At 68.5% G+C, this 20,725-nt stretch carries 22 protein-coding genes and 1 tRNA gene; 14 read left to right on the top strand and 9 right to left on the bottom strand.

Annotation, left to right across the window (positions count from 1 at the left end; all coding sequences use genetic code 11):
• Nucleotides 1-164: 164 nt before the first annotated feature.
• Complete coding sequence (locus RT655_RS02740; protein ID WP_313534854.1) at nucleotides 165-1,544, top strand: M20/M25/M40 family metallo-hydrolase; 1,380 nt, start codon at nucleotides 165-167, stop codon at nucleotides 1,542-1,544.
• Between the two features lie 149 nt (nucleotides 1,545-1,693).
• Entirely contained in the window at nucleotides 1,694-1,918 is a 225-nt protein-coding gene (locus tag RT655_RS02745) for a hypothetical protein (RefSeq protein ID WP_313534855.1), read from the top strand.
• A gap of 57 nt (nucleotides 1,919-1,975) precedes the next feature.
• Here RT655_RS02745 and RT655_RS02750 read toward each other — a convergent pair whose 3' ends face one another.
• Entirely contained in the window at nucleotides 1,976-2,548 is a 573-nt protein-coding gene (locus RT655_RS02750; protein ID WP_313534856.1) for a PAS domain-containing protein, read from the bottom strand.
• 160 nt (nucleotides 2,549-2,708) lie between these two features.
• On the opposite strand from RT655_RS02750, the gene folE reads away from it, so the two are divergent.
• Together folE and RT655_RS02760 are read left to right on the top strand one after the other, a co-directional pair.
• A complete protein-coding gene (gene folE / locus RT655_RS02755) occupies nucleotides 2,709-3,323 on the top strand; it encodes a GTP cyclohydrolase I FolE (protein WP_313534857.1) in 615 nt (204 codons plus the stop codon).
• 14 nt (nucleotides 3,324-3,337) lie between these two features.
• Complete coding sequence (locus RT655_RS02760; RefSeq protein WP_313534858.1) at nucleotides 3,338-4,285, top strand: FAD-dependent oxidoreductase; 948 nt, start codon at nucleotides 3,338-3,340, stop codon at nucleotides 4,283-4,285.
• Here the strand turns inward: RT655_RS02760 and RT655_RS02765 are convergent, their stop codons facing one another.
• Nucleotides 4,286-4,732, bottom strand: a complete 447-nt coding sequence (locus RT655_RS02765; RefSeq protein ID WP_313534859.1) for a DUF3429 domain-containing protein — start codon at nucleotides 4,730-4,732, stop codon at nucleotides 4,286-4,288.
• An 89-nt stretch (nucleotides 4,733-4,821) separates the two neighbouring features.
• Between RT655_RS02765 and RT655_RS02770 the strand changes: the two genes are divergently transcribed.
• Genes RT655_RS02770 through RT655_RS02780 form a run of 3 tightly spaced genes read left to right on the top strand, consistent with a single transcriptional unit; the run spans nucleotide 4,822 to nucleotide 8,039 of the window.
• Complete coding sequence (locus RT655_RS02770; RefSeq protein WP_313534860.1) at nucleotides 4,822-6,354, top strand: cryptochrome/photolyase family protein; 1,533 nt, start codon at nucleotides 4,822-4,824, stop codon at nucleotides 6,352-6,354.
• Entirely contained in the window at nucleotides 6,347-6,718 is a 372-nt protein-coding gene (locus RT655_RS02775) for a DUF393 domain-containing protein (RefSeq protein ID WP_313534861.1), read from the top strand. The genes RT655_RS02770 and RT655_RS02775 overlap by 8 nt, the downstream gene beginning before the upstream one ends.
• Nucleotides 6,708-8,039 carry an AarF/ABC1/UbiB kinase family protein gene (locus tag RT655_RS02780; RefSeq protein ID WP_313534862.1) on the top strand — a complete coding sequence of 444 codons (1,332 nt, stop codon included), beginning with the start codon at nucleotides 6,708-6,710 and terminating at the stop codon, nucleotides 8,037-8,039. Before RT655_RS02775 ends, RT655_RS02780 begins: the two co-directional genes overlap by 11 nt.
• Here RT655_RS02780 and RT655_RS02785 read toward each other — a convergent pair.
• A complete protein-coding gene (locus RT655_RS02785) occupies nucleotides 8,033-8,749 on the bottom strand; it encodes an SDR family NAD(P)-dependent oxidoreductase (protein ID WP_313536886.1) in 717 nt (238 codons plus the stop codon). The two genes, RT655_RS02780 and RT655_RS02785, sit on opposite strands and share 7 nt — an antisense overlap.
• Before the next feature lie 130 nt (nucleotides 8,750-8,879).
• On the opposite strand from RT655_RS02785, the gene RT655_RS02790 reads away from it, so the two are divergent.
• The 5 genes from RT655_RS02790 to RT655_RS02810 are packed head-to-tail and all read left to right on the top strand — an operon-like array spanning nucleotide 8,880 to nucleotide 13,575.
• Entirely contained in the window at nucleotides 8,880-9,767 is an 888-nt protein-coding gene (locus tag RT655_RS02790) for a DUF481 domain-containing protein (protein WP_313534863.1), read from the top strand.
• A 55-nt stretch (nucleotides 9,768-9,822) separates the two neighbouring features.
• Nucleotides 9,823-11,031 carry a hydrolase gene (locus RT655_RS02795; protein WP_313534864.1) on the top strand — a complete coding sequence of 403 codons (1,209 nt, stop codon included), beginning with the start codon at nucleotides 9,823-9,825 and terminating at the stop codon, nucleotides 11,029-11,031.
• Nucleotides 11,028-12,044 (top strand): arginine N-succinyltransferase, encoded by a 1,017-nt coding sequence (locus RT655_RS02800; RefSeq protein WP_313534865.1) that lies wholly within the window; start codon nucleotides 11,028-11,030, stop codon nucleotides 12,042-12,044. Before RT655_RS02795 ends, RT655_RS02800 begins: the two co-directional genes overlap by 4 nt.
• On the top strand, nucleotides 12,044-13,303 hold the full coding sequence (locus RT655_RS02805; RefSeq protein WP_313534866.1) for an N-succinylarginine dihydrolase: 1,260 nt from the start codon (nucleotides 12,044-12,046) through the stop codon (nucleotides 13,301-13,303). Before RT655_RS02800 ends, RT655_RS02805 begins: the two co-directional genes overlap by 1 nt.
• Before the next feature lie 59 nt (nucleotides 13,304-13,362).
• Nucleotides 13,363-13,575 carry a hypothetical protein gene (locus tag RT655_RS02810; RefSeq protein ID WP_313534867.1) on the top strand — a complete coding sequence of 71 codons (213 nt, stop codon included), beginning with the start codon at nucleotides 13,363-13,365 and terminating at the stop codon, nucleotides 13,573-13,575.
• 47 nt (nucleotides 13,576-13,622) lie between these two features.
• Here RT655_RS02810 and RT655_RS02815 read toward each other — a convergent pair.
• A tRNA-Arg gene (locus RT655_RS02815) sits at nucleotides 13,623-13,699 on the bottom strand.
• A gap of 83 nt (nucleotides 13,700-13,782) precedes the next feature.
• On the opposite strand from RT655_RS02815, the gene RT655_RS02820 reads away from it, so the two are divergent.
• Entirely contained in the window at nucleotides 13,783-14,280 is a 498-nt protein-coding gene (locus tag RT655_RS02820; RefSeq protein ID WP_313534868.1) for a hypothetical protein, read from the top strand.
• A gap of 7 nt (nucleotides 14,281-14,287) precedes the next feature.
• Here RT655_RS02820 and RT655_RS02825 read toward each other — a convergent pair whose 3' ends face one another.
• Both RT655_RS02825 and RT655_RS02830 read right to left on the bottom strand, forming a co-directional pair.
• Nucleotides 14,288-14,800, bottom strand: a complete 513-nt coding sequence (locus tag RT655_RS02825) for a tetratricopeptide repeat protein (protein ID WP_313536887.1) — start codon at nucleotides 14,798-14,800, stop codon at nucleotides 14,288-14,290.
• A 29-nt stretch (nucleotides 14,801-14,829) separates the two neighbouring features.
• Nucleotides 14,830-16,017: an RsmB/NOP family class I SAM-dependent RNA methyltransferase gene (locus tag RT655_RS02830; protein ID WP_313534869.1), complete on the bottom strand. Its 1,188-nt coding sequence runs from the start codon at nucleotides 16,015-16,017 to the stop codon at nucleotides 14,830-14,832.
• 143 nt (nucleotides 16,018-16,160) lie between these two features.
• On the opposite strand from RT655_RS02830, the gene RT655_RS02835 reads away from it, so the two are divergent.
• Entirely contained in the window at nucleotides 16,161-17,897 is a 1,737-nt protein-coding gene (locus RT655_RS02835; RefSeq protein WP_313534871.1) for a sensor domain-containing diguanylate cyclase, read from the top strand.
• Nucleotides 17,898-17,902: 5 nt separating this feature from the next.
• On the opposite strand, the gene guaB is transcribed toward RT655_RS02835, so the two are convergent.
• The 3 genes from guaB to RT655_RS02850 all read right to left on the bottom strand — a co-directional run bounded on the left by guaB (nucleotide 17,903) and on the right by RT655_RS02850 (nucleotide 20,704).
• Entirely contained in the window at nucleotides 17,903-19,360 is a 1,458-nt protein-coding gene (gene guaB, locus RT655_RS02840) for an IMP dehydrogenase (protein ID WP_313534872.1), read from the bottom strand.
• Nucleotides 19,361-19,437: 77 nt separating this feature from the next.
• Complete coding sequence (locus RT655_RS02845) at nucleotides 19,438-19,836, bottom strand: hypothetical protein (RefSeq protein ID WP_313534873.1); 399 nt, start codon at nucleotides 19,834-19,836, stop codon at nucleotides 19,438-19,440.
• Between the two features lie 49 nt (nucleotides 19,837-19,885).
• Nucleotides 19,886-20,704, bottom strand: coding sequence for a CoA ester lyase (locus RT655_RS02850; RefSeq protein ID WP_313534874.1), 819 nt, complete (start codon nucleotides 20,702-20,704; stop codon nucleotides 19,886-19,888).
• Between the last annotated feature and the right edge of the window lie 21 nt (nucleotides 20,705-20,725).

Below are 20,725 nucleotides of genomic sequence, written 5' to 3' on the forward strand. Positions count from 1 at the left end.
CTTCAGGGGAGGGGTTGGGGTGGGGCTGAGTCTTACCGAGACCAACCTCTGGTCCGGAATCCCTCCACCCCCAACCCCTCCTCCAAGGAGGAGGGGCTTAAACATGCTTTCCAAACCGCTCATCCCCCATTGCAATCGGTCCACCGCTGGTTAGCATCCGCAGCATGACCAAGCGCCTCCTCCTCGCGGCCGCTGCCGCGCTCGCCCTTCCCCTCCCCGCCTTGGCGCAGACCGCCGACCAGGTCGCCAAGGTGCGCGACGCTGCGCTGCAGGACACGGTCGCATGGGATGTGACGGAGGGCCTGACGACCGAGATCGGCCAGCGCCTCGCCGCCACCGAGGCGGAAGCCCGCGCCCGCGCCTGGGGCGTCAAGAAACTGACCGCGCTGGGCTTTCAGAACGTCCATATCGAAACCTATCGCATGCCCGTCTGGATCCGCGGCGCGGAAACCGCCGAAGTCCTTGGTGGATCGGCGCAGAAGCTGACCATCGCCGCGCTCGGCTATTCAGGGTCCACCGGCGCCCGGCCGTTGGAGGCAGAGGTGGCCTATTTCGCGTCGCTCGCCGATCTCCAGGCCGCCCCTGCCGGCAGCCTCAAGGGCAAGGTCGCCTTTATCGACCATGCGATGGTGCCGACCCAGGACGGCTCGCAGTACGGCTATTACGGCGCCGTCCGCCGCGCCGGCCCGAGCATCGCCGCGACCAAGGGCGCCGCCGCAGTGCTGATCCGCTCGATCGGCACCGACCATCACCGCAATCCGCATACCGGCGTCACCACCTGGGCGAAGGGCGTCTCGCCGATCGCCGCCGCCGCGCTTTCGGTGCCCGATGCCGAGCAGCTGGTGCGCCTGGTCAAGCGCGGCCCGGTCAAGCTGCGGCTGAGCGTGACCCCGCAGTTCAAGGGCGAGGCCGAATCCGGCAATGTGATCGCCGACATCCCGGGCAGCGACCCCGGCGCCGGCATCATCGTCGTCGGCGGCCATCTCGACAGCTGGGACCTCGGCACCGGCGCGATCGACGACGCCTCGGGCGTGGCGATCACCACCGCCGCCGCGCTCCAGGCCGCCAAGCTCGGCCAGCCGCGCCGCACGATCCGCGTCGTCTGGTTCGGCGCCGAGGAAGTCGGCGGCTTCGGCGGGGCCGCCTATGCCAAGGCGCATGCCAAGGAGCGCCATGTGCTCGCGATGGAATCCGATTTCGGCGCCGACCGGGTCTGGAAGTTCGAGACCAACCTGCCGCAAGGCGCCAAGGCGATCGCCGACCGGCTGGAGACCGCGCTCTACCCGCTCGGCATCGAGCGCGGCCGCGGCACCGCGCATGGCGGCACCGATGTCGAGCCGATCCTGGCGCTCAGCGTCGGCACGATCGGGCTCAACCAGGACGGGCTGCGCTATTTCGACCTGCACCACACGCCCGACGACACGCTCGACAAGATCGATCCCGCCCAGCTGCGTCAGAACGTCGGCGCCTGGGCGTCGATGCTGGCGATCGCGGCCAATGCACCGGAAGATATCGCCGCCGTCCCCGCCGAAAAGGGCGAGTGACGGCACGTCCCGAATTCGGGCGAAAACATGGCAAAGTCACGGCGATGCGACATATTTGCGTTTGACGCGTTGCTCGCCGTGCCCCATGCAGCGGGCTGACGCGCAGCTCCTTTCGGCTGCGCAACGGATTTGAATGTAGGAGCAACCGGATGATCAAGCTTCGCCTGATGGCCGCGGCAGCACTGCTGACGCCGCTTGCGGCATGCGGCGGCGGCGAAGGCAATCTGTCCGACGGCGCGAACGTCGCGCCCGAGGCCAATGCGATGATCTACCAGAACGATGCCGAGGATCGCGCCAATGCCGAGGCCGAGGCGATGATCGGCAACGCCGCGCCCGACAACGGCGCCGACATGCCGGCCGCCAACGCGCAATAAGCCGTACCGGCCGAACCAATCAGGGGCGTCCCTCCAGGGGCGCCCCTTTTTCGTGGCTCAATAGCCCGCTTCGATCGCCATCCGCACCGCGTCCGCCGCGGTCCGGACGCCCAGCGCGCGGAACATCGCCGCGCGGTGCATCTTGATCGTCCGCTCGGTCAGGCCGAGATCATAGGCGATCTGCTTGTTGAGCTTGCCCGCCGCCATTGCGATCAGCACCGCGCGCTGTCGCGGCGACAGCGCGCCGATCTTGTCCCGCGCGATGGTGGCGCGATGGGCGGTGCCTTCCTTCGGCCCTTCGACTTCCATCTGCGAGCCGAGGAAATATTCCAGCTCGCCATCCTCGCCGAAGATCGGCGCGACCAGCACCGCATTGCGGAACGGCGTACCGTCCTTCTTGTAGTTGAGGATCTCCACCATGACCGGCCGTTTCTCGCGCACCCCAGCGCTCAGCGCCTCGCTCAGCCAGGGTTCCGTCTTGTCCCCGGAGAGGAAGCGGCAGTTGCGCCCGACGATCTCATCGCGTTGATAGCCGGTCAGCGCAATGAAGGCGTCGTTGCAATCGACGATCGGGTTGTCGGGCAGTCGGGGGTTGCTGAGCACCGCGGCAACGGCGCTTCCGGCGATCATGTCGGCTAGTGGCATTGGTCGGCTTTCCGCATCCTTTTGGGGCAGCAATGTTACATACCCTTTTGTCCATGTTCCCGGCTTCGGCCGGGTTCCTCATGTGGAGGACACTCGGTGCCGGCGTGCCACGCAAATGCTGCCGGTGAAACGAAAGGTAGGCCCGATGAACTTCTTCTGCAACGACATAGAACGGGCCGACAACGAAACAGGCGGCGAATTGGTCCCCGACGAAGTGCAGGAAGCGGTGCGGACGCTGCTCCGCTGGGTCGGCGAGGATCCCGAGCGTGAAGGGCTGCGCGACACGCCGATACGCCATGCCAAGGCCTGGCGCGAATATTGCGCCGGCTATGACGAGGATCCCGGCATGCACCTCGCCCGCACCTTCGAGGAAGTGGCGGGCTATGACGAGATCGTGCTGCTCAAGGACATACCCTTCCAGTCGCATTGCGAGCATCATCTGGCGCCGATCACCGGCAAGGCGTCGATCGCCTATCTGCCCAAGGACCGGGTGGTCGGCATCTCCAAGCTTGCCCGTGTGCTCCACGGCTATGCCCGCCGCCTGCAGATTCAGGAGCGGCTTACCGCCGAGATCGCACAGGCGATCTGGACGCACCTCAAGCCCGCCGGCGTGGCGGTGGTGATCGAGGCGCAGCATGGCTGCATGACCGGGCGCGGCGTGAAGACCCACGGCGTCGGCATGGTTACCAGCCGGATGCTGGGCTGTTTCCTCGAGGATCGCAGCAGCCGCGCCGAGCTCATGTCATTGATGGGCTATTGAGCGGGGCCGCGCAGATGGACGTCGTGATCCTCGGTGCCGGCATCGCCGGCCTGGCCTGTGCCGATCAGCTGCGTGCCGCAGGGCACCGGGTGACGCTGTTCGACAAGGGCCGCGGACCCGGTGGGCGGATGTCCACCCGGCGGGTTGAGGTCGACGGCGAGACGCTGCAGTTCGATCATGGCGCGCAATATTTCACCGTTCGTGACGATCGCTTCCGGCGCCTCGTGCAGGAATGGCAGGCGCAGGGCGTCGCCAGCCCGTGGCAGGAGGCCGGCCCGGATGCCTGGGTCGGCACGCCGACGATGAACGCACCCGTCCGCCACATGGCGTCGGCACACCAGGTGCATTTCGGGCAGCATGTCGTCGGCCTCACGCGCAACGTGCAAGGTTGGCACGTTCGGTTGCAGGCACAGCAGCACGGCCCGTTCGACGCCGCCATCATCGCGCTGCCGGCAGAGCAGGCGGCTGCAATCCTCGGCACGCACGACCTGATGATGGCCGCAGACGCCATGGCCGCGCGCTCGCAGCCTTGCTGGACGGCGATGATCGCGTTCGAGGATCGTGTGCCGATCGCTGTGGACAGTATCCGCCAGCAGGGTGTCATCGGCTGGGCGGCACGCGACGGCGCAAAGCCCGGTCGGCGCGATGGCGAAACCTGGGTGGTGCAGGGCCATGGGTCGTGGTCGACCGACCATCTGGAAGACGCAGCCGATACGGTGGCGCAGGCGCTGCTCGACGCGCTGCTCGCGCATGCAGATGGCGCGGTGCCGACGGTTCGCTACCTCGCCGCGCATCGCTGGCGCTTCGCGATGACGCCGGGAATCGACAAGGGCGCGCTGTGGAACGGCGCGCTGCGGCTTGGCGCGTGCGGCGACTGGCTGCAGGGGCCGCGGGTCGAGCTTGCCTGGCTTTCGGGCCACCGGCTGGGCACGATGATCGGCAGCGCGGTGGCCGCCGCCTGATCAGAGGACTGCAAGCGCCAGCGTCAGCGCGCCCAGTCCGGCGGAAAGCTGGAGGCGCAGCGCGATCCAGCCACGCATGTTAAGCTGCTTTTGCGCCAGCGCGAGGTCGACGATCGGCGAGAGCAGGATCACCACGCCGAGCGCCATCAGCGCTTCCCGCAGAGGGCAACCGAGCAGCCGAAGCAGCATCAGCCCCCAGGCGATCAGCGACGGCACCACCGCAACGCTGAACAACGCAGCCGACGCCTTGCCGCGGGCGACGCCCTGCCCCCACCAAAGCCCGCCGAGAAAGCTGAAGATCAGCGCGGCATAGCCGAACCCGGCGTCGAGCAAAGCCTCGCGGTGCGCCGGCAGCAGCACCAGACCGGCGGCGCAGCCGATCAGCGGCAACAGGCCGGCAAAGCCGAGGATCCGCGCGGCGGGGGAGAGCGAGGCAGGGTTTTCCATCGCGTCGGGATCGCGCGCGTACCGCCAGCGCTCAACCTGTCCGAAAAGACATCGCGCTCGCACGCGGCCCCTACCCCACATGAGTCTTCATGGCGCGGCTGATCCTTATCCTCGGCGACCAGCTCAACGCTGGCCTCTCCTCGCTCGCCGAAGCCGATCCGGCCGAGGACGTGGTGCTGATGGCGGAAGTTGCCGACGAGGCGCGCTATGTCCCGCACCACAAGAAGAAGCTTGCCTTCGTCTTCTCGGCGATGCGCCATTTTGCCGAGGAACTGCGCGGCGAGGGCTGGCAGCTCCGCTACACCCGGCTCGAGGATCCGGAGAACCGTGGCAGCCTGGTGGGAGAGATCGAGCGCGCCCGCGAGGCACTCAACGTCGAGGGGATCCTCTGCATCGAACCCGGCGAATGGCGCCTCCGCCAAGCGCTCGCAGCGGTGCCCGGCCTTACCCTGCTTCCCGATACCCGCTTCCTGATCGACCCCGCCGGCTTCCGTGCCTGGGCGCAGGGTCGCAAGCAGTTGCGGATGGAGTATTTCTACCGCGACATGCGCCGCCGCACGCGGCTGCTGATGGACGGCGACAAGCCCGCCGGGGGCGAATGGAATTACGACCACGACAATCGCGGGACGCCCCCGTCCGGCACCGAGCCGCCGGCACTCCCGGCGTTCGAGCCCGATGCGATCACCCGCGAGGTGCTGGAAATGGTCGAACGTCGCTTCCCCGACAATTTCGGCGACCTGCAGCCCTTCGCCCTCGCCGTCACCCGCGCCGACGCAGAGACGGCACGCGACCATTTCCTGCAGCACGCCCTGCCCCGCTTCGGCGACTATCAGGACGCGATGCGGCGCGGCGAGCCAGTACTCTTCCACGCACACCTCGCACTCTATCTGAACATCGGCCTGCTCGATCCGCTCGACCTCTGCCGCCGCGCCGAGGCCGAATGGCGGGCCGGCCGGGTGCCGATCAACTCGGCGGAGGGCTTCATCCGCCAGATCCTCGGCTGGCGCGAATATGTCCGCGGCATCTACTGGCTGCACATGCCGCGCTATGCCGACGTCAACGCACTGGAGGCCCGTCGCCCGCTCCCCGAATTCTACTGGACCGCCGAGACCGACATGGCGTGCGTGCGAGACGCGGTGGAGCAGACCCGCGCGCATGCCTATGCCCACCATATCCAGCGGCTGATGGTCACCGGCAATTTCGCGCTGCTCGCCGGCATCGACCCCTATCTGGTCCATGTCTGGTACATGGCGGTCTATGCCGATGCGTATGAATGGGTGGAGATGCCCAACACGATCGGCATGGCGCTGTTCGCGGATGGCGGAATCATGGGCTCCAAGCCCTATGCGGCGAGCGGCGCCTATATCGACCGCATGTCCGATTACTGCGCCGGCTGCCGCTACAAGGTGAAGCTGAAGGCCGGACCGGATGCCTGCCCGTTCAACTATCTCTATTGGGACTTCATCGCCCGCCACCGCGATCGCTTCGCGCGCAATCAGCGGATGGGACCGATCGTCCGCAACCTCGACCGCATGACGGAGGAGCGCAAGGCGGAGATCGCCGATGACGCAGCGCGATTCCTCGATGCGCTGGTACCGGCGGGGAGCCGCTGGAATGGCTGAACCGCTGACCGTCTGGTATGATGGCGGTTGCCCCCTCTGCAGCCGCGAGATCGCGCTGATCCAGCGGCTCGATCGAGGTGCGCGGCTGCGCTTCGTCGATGTGAGCGACGACGCCGCCAATTGCCCGCTCGACCGCGGCGATCTGCTCGCCCGCTTCCATGTCAGCGACGCGCAAGGCCATTTCTACAGCGGTGCGGCGGCGTTTGCGGCGATGTGGCGCGCGATCCCGCTGCTGCGGCCCTTGGGCTTGCTGGCGCTGCTGCCGGGAATGACATGGCTCCTCGAACGGCTCTATCGCGCCTTCCTGCGCGTTCGACCCAAACTCCAGCGCTGGGTGCGCGAAAGGGAACGGCATGGCGGATGACAGTGGATATGATGGCCGCTCGCGCGCGGTTCCCAAGGGGCGGCTCGCCCGTTTCGGCGTGATGGGGCGGCTGGCCGGCGGGGTTGCCGGCAACGTGCTTGCCGAGGGGGCCAAGCGCCTTGTCGCGGGCGAGCGCCCGCAGCTGCGCGATCTCGTCCTCACCCCCGGCAACGTCGCGCGGGCGACCGAGCAGCTGGCACAGCTGCGCGGCGCGGCGATGAAGCTGGGGCAGATGATCTCGCTCGATGCCGGCGACGTGCTGCCCGACGAGCTTACCCAGATCCTCGCCCGCCTCCGCGACCGTGCCCACCACATGCCCCCGGCCCAGCTCCAGCAGGTGCTGGCGAGGGAATGGGGTGCCGACTGGCGCCGCCGCTTCGCCTTGTTCGAGGCGCACCCGATGGCGGCTGCCTCGATCGGCCAGGTCCACCGCGCGCGGCTGCCCGACGGGCGGATGCTCGCGATCAAGGTCCAGTATCCCGGTGTGCGCGAGAGCATCGACGCGGACGTCGACAATGTCGCGACTTTGCTCCGCCTCTCCGGGCTGCTGCCCAAAGGCCTCGACATCGCGCCGCTGCTCGGCGAGGCCAAACGCCAGCTCCATGACGAGGCAGATTATGTCCGTGAAGCCGCGATGATGACGCGCTATGCCGATCACCTCGCCGGTGACGATCGCTATCTGGTGCCGCGCCCGGTGCACGAGCTCTCCACCACCAACGTGCTAGCGATGGACTATATCGCCGCCAAGCCGATCGAGACGCTGGAGGCGGCGGACCAGGACGAGCGCAACCGCGTCACGACGGCGCTGATCGACCTGGTGCTGCAGGAGCTGTTCACCTTCGCCTTCATCCAAACCGATCCCAACTTCGCCAACTATCGCTACCAGCCCGAAACCGGGCGGCTGGTGCTGCTCGACTTCGGTGCGGCAATGCCGGTTTTGGATAACATTACAGCTGGATACCGCCACCTGCTCCATGCTGGTATCAACAGCGATCGTGCCGCCGTCCGCGCCGCTGCGCTCGACCTCGGCTTCTTCAGCCCGGCTGCATTAGAGCGGCATCCGGAGGTGATCGACCGGATGATCGGGCTGATCCTCGAACAGACCGACCGCGCCGACGACTTCGACTTCGGCGATCGCAGCTTTCTGCAGGCTGTGCGCGGCGAAGGCATGCAGATGGTCGAGGATCGCGCGGTATGGCACGTGCCGCCCGCCGATACGCTGTTCGTCCAGCGCAAGATCAGCGGCATGGCGCTGCTTGCCGCCCGGCTCAAGGCGCGCGTCGCGTTGCGCCGGCTGGTCGAGGCGCGGCTCGCTCAATAGGGAATGCGGGCGCCGTCCCACGCGAACAGGCCACCCGAATCCTCGGGCGCCAAATTGCTAAGAACTTCCAGGAGATACCCGGCGCTACGATCTGTATAAAATAGCTTTTCCTGCGGAACCCCGCGCTGGAACGGAGCGGAGAGGCCGGTATCGACGGTGCCCGGATGCAGGGCGGCGACCACCGCCTGCGGATGCGTCCGCCGCAGTTCGATGGCGAGGTTGACCAGCAGCATGTTGAGCGCCGCCTTGGACGCGCGATAGCTGTGCCAGCCGCCAAGCCGGTTGTCGGCAATCGAACCTACCCGCGCCGACAAGGCCGCGAACACGCTCCGGCGATCGCGCGGCAGCAGCGGCGCGAAATGCTTGGCGATCAGCGCGGGCCCGATGGTGTTGACCGCGAACATCTCGGCCATCGCCGCGCCGTCCAGCGCCCGCAGCGCCTTTTCCGGCGAAGGACCGCCCGCGCGATGCAGCATGCCCGTCGCCACGAAAACGAGGTCCACCGGCCCTTCCACCGTCGCGGCCGCGGCGGCGATGCTCGCCTCGTCGGTCAGGTCGAAGGCGAACGGCACCAGCTTCGCGTCCGTCGATGCGCCAGGGCGACGGCTGCCCGCATAAACCCGCGCGATCGAAGGGTCGGCGGCGAGCTGCGCCACGATCGCGCCGCCGATCCCGCCCGAGGCTCCGAACACCACTGCCTGCTTTTCCATAGCCGCCACCGTCTGCGCCTCCCCGCCGCGCCGCAACCTGTCTCCGAGGCCGTCGCTGAGGCCATGCGTGGTAGAGATGCGACCGCCTGCCCTTTTTGCGCCGCGAAATCATGGCTAGGACAAATGCGTGATGCGTGTCCTCCTCCTCGCCTTTCCGCTCCTGCTCGCGAACGCCGAGGATCCGCCGATCCCGCCGACGATCAAGGCGATGCTCGACGCCGCGATGAGCTCGGGCAACGAGGCCGATGTCGCGGTCATCGTCAAATATGCCAAGACCGCCGATCCGGCGAGCGCGCCGCTGGTCGCCAAGATCGCGGGCGAATGGCGGTCGAGCCGCCGCGAGGTGGCACAGCAAGCACTGCGCGAGGCGCATTTCCTCCAGCTGGTGAAGGGCCATGTCGAACTCGGCGGCTATGTGCAGACCGGCAATTCGGAGAATATCGGCGTCACCGCCGCCGCCGAGGTGAAGCGCGAAGGCATCGAGTGGCGCCACAAGGTCCGCGTCCAGGCCGATTATCAGGAGAGCCTCGGCCTCACCACGCGCGAACGCTATCTCGCCGCCTATGAGCCCAACTGGAAGTTCGACAATCGCGCGTATATGTACGGCGCCGCGCAATATGAAAGCGATCGCTTCTCGGGCTTTGGCGATCGTGTCTCGATGTCGGTCGGTGCCGGCTATAGCGCGATCAAGAGCTCGGCGATCAAGCTCGATGTCGAGCTTGGCCCCGCCTATCGCTACACGCGCTTCATCGGCGCGCCGACCGAGAACAACATCGCCGCGCGCGGGTCGCTCGACTTCGCCTGGCGGCTGTCGCGCGGCATGTCGATCACCCAGCAGGCCTCGGCCTATGTCGAGAAGGACAACAGCACCGTCGCGACCAAGTCGGCGCTGCTCGCCAAGCTGATCGGGCCGCTCTCCGCACAGTTCAGCTATACGGTGCAGTATGAAAGCGCGCCGCCGCTCGGCCGCCTGACCACCGACACCACCAGCCGCGCGGCGCTCGTCGTCGATTTCTGATCGGCACGCCGCCGGGGGTGTTCAACCGCCCCGGTTCCGCGCTACCACGCCCCCCATGACCATGCTATCCGCTATCGAACGGACGGCGATCGAGCGCGCGCAAGCCGCGCCGATGCTGGAGAGGACCTTGGAGTGGGCGGCGATCAACAGCGGCACCCGCAACCTGGCGGGGCTGGCCGCCATGGCGGCGACGCTGGCGGACGCTTTTTCGGTGCTGCCGGGCACGCTGGAACTCGTTGACCCTGAGCCGGTGGAGACGGTGACGCCGGGGGGCGCCATCGAGCCCCTTGACCATGGCCGGCACCTGCTGCTGACGGTGCGGCCAGACGCGCCGGTACAGCTGCTGCTCACCGGCCATATGGACACGGTGTTCGCCGCCGATCATCCGTTTCAGCAGGCACAATGGCTGCACGATGGCCGCCTCAATGCGCCCGGCGCCGCCGACATGAAAGGCGGCCTGTCGCTGATGCTCGCCGCGCTGGAAGCCGCCGAGGGGAGCCCGCTTGCCGAGCGCTTCGGCTACACCGTGCTGATCAATTCGGACGAGGAGACGGGTTCGCTCGCCTCGCGCGCGCTGATCACTCGCGTCGCGCAGGGCAAGACCGCCGCGCTCACCTATGAACCCGCACTGCCCGACGGCACCCTGGCCGGGGCGCGGGGCGGGACCGGCAATTTCTCGCTCGTCGTCCATGGCCGCAGCGCTCATGCGGGCCGCAACCCCGAAGAGGGCCGCAACGCGCTCGTCGCGGCGGCAGCGCTGGCGGTGATGCTGGCGGACGCCAAGGCGCCCGGCCTGTCCGTGAACCCCGCCCGGATCGACGGCGGCGGCCCCAACAATGTCGTGCCGGACCTCGCGATCCTGCGGGTGAACTTCCGCCCCGGCGACGTCGCCGCGACCGCCCGAGCGCAAGCCGCGCTCGATACGGCGATCGCGCAGGTCTCGGCAGCGCACGAGGTCCGCATCGAACTGCACGGCAGCTTCAACCGCCCGCCCAAGCCGATCGACCCGGCCGCTGGCCGCCTGTTCGATCTCGTCCGCGACGCGGGCGCCGATCTCGGCATCCCCATCGCCTGGAAGGCGACCGGCGGGGTGTGCGACGGCAACAACATCGCCGCCTGCGGGGTGCCGGTGGTCGACACCATGGGCGCCCGCGGTGGCGCCATCCATTCCACGGAGGAATTTCTGATCCCCGAAAGCCTGCCCGAGCGCGCCGCGCTCTCGGTTCTCACCATTCTCCGCCTCGCCGAGCGAGGCCGGCCATGAGCAGCTTCCGCATCCGCGCCGCGCGCGACGAGGATCTTCAGCATCTATACGAGATGGCGAAGCTAACTGGCGGAGGCTTCACCAATCTGCCGCCGGACAAGCCCGCCCTGAGGGCCAAGCTGGATCGCAGCCATGCCGCCTTCGCACGCGGCGAAGATGCCGAGGTCGCCGACGATCTGTTCGTGCTGATCCTCGAAAATGTCGAGACTGGCGACGTGCGCGGCACCTGCCAGATCTTCACCCGCGTCGGCGACAAATGGCCGTTCTACAGCTACCGCATCGGCACGGTCACCAAGCACAGTCAAGAACTTAAGCGGACCTTCCGCGCCGAGATCTTAAGCCTGGTCAACGACCTTGAAGGCTGCAGCGAAGTGGGGGGGCTGTTCCTCCATCCGGGCGAACGCGCCGGCGGCCTGGGGCTGCTGCTCGCCAGGGCACGCTATCTCTTCATCGCCCAGCACCGCGCACGCTTCGCCGACCGCATCCTTGCCGAACTGCGCGGGGTGATCGACGAGGCTGGCGGGTCGCCCTTCTGGGACGGCGTCGCCGGCCGCTTCTTCGGGATGAATTTCCAGCAGGCGGACGAGTTCAACGCCACCCATGGCAACCAGTTCATCGCCGACCTGATGCCGAAGCATCCGGTCTACACGGCGATGCTCTCCGATAGTGCACGCGGGGTGATCGGCTTGCCCCACCCCTCCGGTCGGGCGGCGATGCGAATGCTTGAAAATGAAGGCTTTGCATACGAGAGCTATATCGACATCTTCGATGGCGGCCCGACCATGACCGCCCGCACTGATCAGGTGAAGACCGTCCGGGAGGCGCAGCGAGCGACGATCTCCGCGATCGCCGGCGGCGGCGAGCCGGCGCTGGTCGCCTCGGGCACGCTGTCCGATTTCCAGTCGGCGCTCGCGCAGGTCACCCCGTCCGAGGGCGGCATCACCCTCGACCCCGTCTCGGCCGAGGCACTGGCCCTGTCGGTGGGCGACACCGTGCTGTGGGTGGCCCGCTGATGCTGGTAGAGATCAATTTCGACGGCATCATCGGGCCCAGTCACAATTATGCAGGCCTGAGCCCCGGCAATCTCGCCGCTACGCGCAACCGCGGCGCGGTCTCCCGCCCACGTGCCGCCGCGCTGCAAGGAATCGCCAAGATGCGCGCCAATCTCGCGCTCGGGCTGCACCAGGGCATCCTCCTCCCCCACGCCCGGCCCGACCATCGCTGGCTCGCCCAGCTTGGGCTCCGCTATGAACAGGCACCGCCGCACAGCCAGGCGCAGGCGCTGTCCGCCTCGCCGATGTGGGCCGCCAATGCCGCCACCGTCTCGCCCGCGCCCGACACCGCCGACGGTCGCTGCCACCTGAGCGTCGCCAATCTGGCGACCATGCCCCATCGCAGCCACGAATGGCCCGAGACGCTGGCGCAACTCCGCCTCGCCTTCGCAGACCCAACCTTCGCGGTGCACGGCCCGGTACCGGCCCCCTTCGGCGATGAGGGCGCGGCCAACCATATGCGGCTCGCACCCGCGCACGACGCGCCGGGCGTGGAGGTGTTCGTCTACGGCATCGCCGGCAGCCCCTTCCCCGCCCGCCAGCACCCCGATGCCAGCGCCGCGGTCGCGCGCCGCCACCTGCTCGATCCCGCGCGCACCCTGTTCGTCCAGCAATCTGAAGAGGCCATCGCTGCCGGCGCCTTCCATAACGACGTCGTCGCAGTGGCCAATGGCCGTGTGTTGTTCGCGCATGAACAGGCCTTCGCCGACAAGGACCGCTTCTACGCCCAATTGCGCACCGCGATGCCCGAAGTCGAGATCGTCGAAGTGCCCGCCGAGCAGGTGAGCCTCGCCGACGCGATCGCCTCCTATCTGTTCAACGCCCAGCTGGTCACCGTGCCGGGCGGCGACACCGTGCTGATCGTGCCGAGCGAAGCGCGCGATACGCCCGCAGTGTGGAACTGGCTGGAGGCGCATGTCGCCGGCAACGGTCCGATCCGCCGGGTCGAGGTGGTCGATGTGCGCGAATCCATGGCCAATGGCGGCGGTCCCGCCTGCCTCCGCCTGCGCGTCGTCGCCGATCCTGCGACTATCGACCCGCGCTTCCTGGTCGATGCCGCCAAGCTCGATCGCATCGCCGCGGTCATCGAGGCGCATTGGCCCGAGTCGATCGATCCAAGCGCCATCGCCAATGCGGCGCTGGTCGCCCGTATCGAAGCTGCGCGCGCGGCGCTGTTCGAGACGCTCGACCTTGTCGAGTTACTTGACACTTTACCATGATCGCTCGCTGAAAAATCTGACTTTTCCGGGGCTGGCACGGGGCTTGCTACGGGCGGACCATGCTGTACCGCATCGGCCGCCTCTTCGTGATCAAGTCGAAGTTCGAAGCCTTTCTGGTGATTTTCGGGCTCGCCAATGGCGCGGTCGAGCGCGGCTACCATTATATGAGCCTGTATCCGGGCCTGGGTGGCAAGCTGCTGTTCGCGGTATGCCCGATCGCGGTGTTCATGGCCGGCGGCAAGATCCTCGACGGCCTGGAAGCGCGCGCCTGACCCCAGAAACACAAACCCCCGCCGAGCAGATGCTCCAGCGGGGGATATGGTGCGCCCGGAACGATTCGAACGTCCGACCCTCAGATTCGTAGTCTGATGCTCTATCCAGCTGAGCTACGGGCGCCTGGTGGAGGCGAGCGTGTATCGGCGGAAATCGGAGAGCGCAACCCCGTTGCGCCAAGTTTTCCACAAGCATATGGCAACGCCATGCGATCGCTCCCCCTTCTCGCCGCTGGCGCCGCGCTGCTCGCCGGCTGCGCCCAGCCCGCCACGCGCTATCCCTCGCTGCTGCCGCGCGCGAACGAAGGGCTGAACTTCACCGAGCCGGAGCGGCCCGTGCCGCAGGCCACCCCGGATGCGGGGCTGGATGGGCAGATTAGGGCGCTCACGGCGAAGATCGATTCGGCCGATGGCGAATTCCAGACCGCGGCGAAGGATGCCGAGGCGAAGGTCGCCCGTGCCCGCGGCTTGGCAGCGGGTACGAGCCCTTGGCTCGATGCGCAGACCGCGCTCAGCGTGCTCGACGGCATCCGTTCGCGGACCGCGGTGACGCTCGCCGACATGGACCAGCTGCGAATCGAGCGTGCCCAGGGCGGCCAGCCCGACTATCCGGCGCTCCAGGCCGCCATGGACCGCGCCGGACAGATCGTCGCCGCACAGGAAAGCCGCGCGCGGGCGCTGGAGGCGGCGATCGCCCCCAGCTGAGCCCCTCTCAGGGCTTGGCCGCTTCCTTGGCGGTGTTGTCGTTGGCCGCGACCGGGGTCGGCGTCGGCGGCGGGCCCTTGGCGATCGTCGCGGCGAGAGTGGTCGCATCGGCGCAGCCTGTCTTGCAGATCGTCTTGATCTTGGCGAGATTGTCCTTGGCGCGGGTCATCGCCCCCTTGCCGACCATCGCCTCGCCCTGCCCGCGCAGCGCGGTCACGTCGTTGGGATCGAGCTTGAGCGCCTCGCCATAGAAGCGGATCGCCTTGCCGGGCAGGTTCTGCGTGCGGGCGATATCGGCGAGCAGCACAAAGGCTTCGCGATTGCGCGGATCGACCGCCAGCGCGCTTTCGAGGAGGTCATTGGCCCCGCCCAGATTGCCCGCTGCCTGGGCACTGCGCGCCTGGCGCACCAGCTCGACGGAACGGGGCTCCAGCTGGCTGTCGGGCCGCTGCGCGCTCAGGCTGGTCGAAACCGTCAGCACCAGTAGCGCCGTCGCCACCGAGATCGTCGTGAACCGCATCAACATCTCCGAAACTCCATGGCCCCGGGCTAGCATTGCCGCACCAGCTTCGCGACAAAAAAGCCGTCGGTCGTGTCGTGCAGCGGTGTGAGCCGCAGCCCCTCACCGCGCGGACGTCCCGCCGGGGCATCGAGCCGCACCGCCGCCCAGCCGGGATGCGCCGCCACGAACCGCTCGACCTGCCCCGCCCCCTCGGCATCGAGCAGCGAGCAGACAATGTGCACCAGGGCACCACCCGGCCGCACCAGCCGCGCGGCGACGTCGAGCAGATGCGCCTGGGTGTCGACATAGCGATCGAGCTGCGCCGGGGTCAGCCGCCACCGCGCCTCGGGGTTGCGCCGCCACGTGCCGGTGCCCGAACAGGGCGCGTCGACCACGACCAGATCCGCCTGCTCGCGCCAATCGGCCAGCGCTTCGGCTTCGCGACCGGGGTTGAGCAGCAGCGTCTCGGCAATGGTGACGCCCGCGCGCTCGGCCCGCGGCATCAGCTTCGACAGACGCGCCCGGTCGACGTCGCAGGCGAGGATCCGGCCCTGGTTGGCCATCGCCGCCGCCAGCGCCAGCGTCTTGCCCCCGCCGCCCGCACAGAGATCGATCACCGTCATCCCCGGCGCTGCGCCGGCCAGCGCGCTGACCAGCTGGCTGCCGGCATCCTGCACCTCGAACGCGCCTTCGTCATAGGCATCGGTGCGATCGACCGGCGTCTCCTCGGGCAGCCGCAGCGCATTGGGGGCGAAGGCGAGCGGCTCGGCGCCGTCGAACAGCGCCGCAACGGCCTCGGGCGTCGTCTTGAGCCGGTTGACCCGCAGGTCGAGCGGGGCGCGATCGAGCAGCGCCGCGCGCTCGCCCTCATCGAGGCCCGAGGCCTCGAACGCGGCCTCGAGCCAAGCCGGCGCAACGCCCTGCCCGGCCACCGGTTCGCCCTCGGCAATCGCCGCGGGGCCATAGTGCGAGCCGTCGAACAGGTCCGCCAGCGCCGGTTGCGCTTGCGCGACAGCCAGCATCGCCGCGCGACCCGACACCGGCACCTCGCCACACAGCCGGATCGCGTCATACACGAGGCCACGCACAGCCCGTCGATCCTTGGAGCCGGCGAAGCGCCGCTCGGCGAACCAGCGCGCCAAGATCACATCGGCGGCGGCACCGCGGTTGCGCGCGGCCGCGATCACCTGATCAAGCAGGTCGATCGCCATCTGTACACGTGCTGCAGGAGTCATGGCGGCAGCGCTAGGCCGAACGCCTGCGGATTGCAAAGCGCCCGCGCTCCAGTTCGGATAGCCAGACAGCGCAATCCTTTGTACACGCCGAACCACGCATGGGGTGCGACGTGGCAATGGTGGGGAAGAGTTCGGTGCGGTGCGTGGCGAGAGGGGCTCTGCTGCAGGCGTGGCGGGTGCTGCTGCTCGGCTGGTTGTTCGGGCCCGCGCCGGCCCTTGCGGTGGGGATCCCGCTCGACTCGCGGCTTTGCCACGCCGTCTCCCCGATCGATGGGGCGAACGCGGCATTGCCCGCGATCCGGTTCCAGTGCAGAAACCCGCCGACGGGCTATCAGTCGGGACGGCTGTGGCTGCAGCTCGACCCGCGGCGTTATGGTCTCCGCGGCGAGACGCCGACGCTGCTCGTCCACCAGACGCGGTTCGATCGTCTCGCTGTCGTCTTCCGCTATGCCGATGGCAGCGTCGAATGGCAGGAAGTCCGCGCAGGCGCCTTCGGAGACCATTGGCGCCCCGGTGCGCAGATCGCGTTCACGCCTCGCGACCAGAAGACGGCCCTCACCGCGGTCACGCTGCGCGTCGATCGACTGGCAAGCTACGCGCTGCTGCGGCTTCGGCTGGTGCGAGCAGGCGAAGCAGGCATCGAGACCGCCGTCCTCGGCGCGCTGATCGGCGCGGCGCTCACGCTGTTGCTGGCGGGCGCGGTGTACAACCTATCGCTCGCCTTCGGCACACGCCGCGCCTATCTGGGCTGGCAGGGCGCCTGGGCCGCCACGGTCTTCCTGTGGGGCGCGATCTGGTCGCAATTCGGCCTGCTGCTGGCGCCGGGTATCGCGGGCACGCTGGCCGCGCAGACCAGCACCGCGCTTTCCGCCCTCGCCGTCCTGCTTGCCACGCTGAGCGCGACCAGCGCGCTGGAAAAGGACCGGATTCCTTCGCTGCTGCGCGCGACCGCGCTGGCGCTAGGTATCGCCGTCGCGGTGATCGGCATTCCGGCGACGCTGGCACGGGGCCCGCTGATCGAGAGCCTCGGCCCGCCGCTCGCCGTGGCCGTTCTGGGCGATCTGGCGGCGGTGCTCGCCTGCCTGATCGTCGGTGCCCGTCGCGGCAGCGTCGAGGCACGCGACCTGCTCGCAGCCTGGTCGGTGCCGATGGCGGCGCTGGCGCTCACGCAGCTCGTCGATCTCGGCACGCTGTTCTGGGGCGGCGGGGCGCAGATCCTCGTGCTGTTCGCCTCGGCTTGGCAGACGCTGTGGCTCTCCTTCGCCGCCAGCCGTCGGCTTGCCCGTTTGCGGACCGAGCGCGATCTTGCCCGCGCGGCGGAGGCGCGCGCCAGCCGGCTCGCCGAGCATGATCCGCTGACCGCGATCCGCAACCGCCGGGGTTTCCTCGATGCGGCCGAAGCGCTGATCGCGACGGCGACGCGCACCCAGGCCACCGTCGCATTGCTGGTGATCGACATCGATCGCTTCAAGGCGATCAATGACGAGCATGGCCATGACGCCGGTGACATCGTGCTGTGTACGATCGCAACACGGCTGGCGCGTTGGGAGAGCGCGCACTGCACCGTCGCCCGGCTGGGCGGCGAGGAGTTCGCGCTGTTGACCATCGCGGCGAACCCGCCGGCGCTCGAGTTCGCGGAGCAGGTGCGCGAGGCAATCGGCGCTTGCGACCATCGCGCGACGATCGGCGAGCAGCGGGTGACGATCAGCATCGGCGTCGCCGAAGGGCGGCAGCGCGTCGACCTGGCCAAGCTGTATCGCGAAGCGGATCGCGCGCTCTATGCGGCGAAGCGGGGCGGCCGCAACCAGGTCCGTCACGCCGACACGGTTCCGGCGCCGGTGCCGGTCGCGAGCGAGCAACGGCCCGCCACGACCGGCTAGCGCGCTCAGCGCGTCGGGTAGTTGGGCGCCTCGCGGGTGATCGTCACATCATGGACGTGGCTTTCCTTGAGGCCCGCATTGGTGATGCGCACGAAGCGCGCCTTCTGCTGGAACTCGGGCAGCGTCGCGGCGCCGACATAGCCCATCGACGCCTTCACGCCGCCGACCAGCTGGTGGATCACGTCGCGCGCCGGGCCCTTGTACGGCACCTGGCCCTCGATACCCTCGGGGACGAGCTTGAGCTGATCCTTGATGTCCTGCTGGAAATAGCGATCGGCCGAGCCCTTGGCCATCGCGCCGACCGAACCCATGCCGCGATACGACTTGTAGGCGCGGCCCTGGTACAGGAAGGTCTCGCCCGGCGCTTCCTCGGTGCCCGCGAGCAGCGAGCCGATCATCGCGGCGCTGGCGCCGGCGGCGAGCGCCTTGGCGATGTCGCCCGAGGTGCGGATGCCGCCATCGGCGATCACCGGGATGCCCGACTTCGCCGCTTCGTTGGCCGCATCCATCACCGCGGTGAGCTGCGGCACGCCGACGCCTGCGACGACGCGGGTGGTGCAGATCGAGCCCGGGCCGATGCCGACCTTGAGGCCGTCCGCGCCCGCATCGATCAGCGCGCGCGCCGCCTCGGCCGTTGCGATGTTGCCGGCGATCACCTGGACGCGGTTGGAGAGCTTCTTCACCCGCTCGACCGCGCGGCTGACGTCCTTGTTATGGCCGTGCGCGGTGTCGATCACGATCAGGTCGACTTCGGCATCCACGAGCGCCTCGGTGCGGGCAAAGCCCTTGTCGCCCACGGTCGTCGCCGCGGCGACGCACAGCCGGCCGGTCGCGTCCTTGGTGGCGTGCGGATAGGTGACAGCCTTCTCGATATCCTTGACCGTGATCAGCCCGACGCAGCGATAGGCGTCGTCGACCACCAGCAGCTTCTCGATCCGACGCTGGTGGAGCAGGCGGCGCGCCTCTTCCTGCGCCACGCCGAGCTTTACCGTGGCGAGGTTCTGGTGCGTCATCAGCTCGGAGACGAGCTGGTTCGGGTTCTCGGCGAAGCGGACGTCGCGGTTGGTGAGGATGCCGACCAGCTTGCCATCGGCTTCCACGATCGGGATGCCGCTGATCCGGTGCCGCGCCATCAGCGCCTGCGCGTCGGAGAGCGTGCCGGTGGGCGCCATGGTGATCGGGTTGACGACCATGCCGCTCTCGAAGCGCTTGACCAGCCGGACGGCCTCGACCTGCTCCTCGACCTCGAGGTTGCGGTGGAGCACGCCGATGCCGCCGAGCTGCGCCATCACGATCGCCATGTCGGCTTCGGTGACGGTGTCCATCGCCGAAGAGAGGATCGGGATGTTGAGCGCGAGGCCCTTGGTCACCTGGGTGCGCGTATCCGCCATGCTCGGCACGATTTCGGATTCGCCCGGATAGAGGAGGACGTCGTCGAACGTTAAGCCGAGAGGGATTTCCATGGGTGCGCGCCAAATCCTTGAGTCGAATGTTGGCGGCCCATGTAACCGCAAGGGTGCGGATGCGCTAGGGGGCAGCGTCAGGCAGCGACCGAGGGGCGGTCTGGATAGAATTGCGCGCGTTCGACTTCGATCTGCCGCCGGAGGACCTGCGCGAGCTTGCGCGAGGCGACGACATAATCCGGCCATTGGGCGACGGCGCGCGTGGTCGGCCAGGCGACCGTATGGTCGGTGTAGAACATCCGCATCTCGAGATTGCCCGCGCGCACCGCCTGCACCGGCTCGGCGCGCGCGCCGCCCTCGGTGGTCGCGGCATTGAACAACAGGTCCATCGCGCGGCGCCGTGCCGCAACCGCGCGGGCGGTCTGGTAGCGGGTTCGGGAAAGCTCGGCGACGTCGCAGCAGGGCATGGCGAGAAGCGCCTCGATCGCCGTGATCGCCTGGAGCAGCGTCGTGTCGAGCTCGTGCAGATTCTCCATACAATAGACATAGAAGAACCGGAGACCCCGCGGTGGCGCGGCATAAGATTTATTCGACGGCGCCCGAACGTTGCAGAAGAAGTCGGGCCTGGGCGACGTGCATGGCCTCGATCATGCGGTCGTGAAACCGCTCCGCGCCCCCCTGCGCCGCCGCGAGCAGGGCTTGGGCATCCGCGATTTCGTCAGTGGTCGCGCCAAAGGCCTCAGTTGCAACCGCGATTTGCCCGGGGTGGATCAGGGTCTTGCCGTCAAACCCCAGCGCGCGCCCCTCGCGACATTCGGCGGCCAGCCCTTCGGCATCGGCGAGCGCATTGAACACCCCGTCGAGCGCCCAGCCATTGCCCGCCCGCGCCGCCAGCACCACCGTCTGCAGCGCCAGCGAAAGCCCGCCCCGCCCTGCCGCCGAGGGGATGCCGAGGGTCGCCTTGAGGTCGTTGGTCCCGGCGATCAGCCCGGCGACACCCGGCTGGGCGGCGATGGCCGGGGCCGCGAGCACCCCGGCCGGCGTCTCGATCATCGCCAGCAGCGGCTTGCCGACTGCCGCGGCGATCCGCGTGGCGGTGTCGGCATCCTCGACCTTGGGGACGACGATGACGTCGGCCGCTGCCTGCGCCGCCGCGGCCAGATCCGCGCCGTGTTCCGTCGTGTCGACACCGTTCACCCGGATGGCGGCGATCCGCGCGCCAAAACCCTCCGCCATCGCCGCGACGGCAGCCTCGCGCGCGGCGTCCTTGTCCTCGGGTTTCACCGCGTCCTCAAGGTCGAGGATCACCATGTCGCAGGCGAGCGTCCGCGCCTTGGCGATGGCCCGCGCGTTCGATGCGGGGAGGAACAGGGCGGTCCGGGGGGCGAGAGCCATGCTGGTCATGCGCGTTCTCTATGCTAGCAC

Origin of the sequence: Sphingomonas sp., assembly GCF_032114135.1 — a bacterium.
Taxonomy (GTDB): domain Bacteria; phylum Pseudomonadota; class Alphaproteobacteria; order Sphingomonadales; family Sphingomonadaceae; genus Sphingomonas.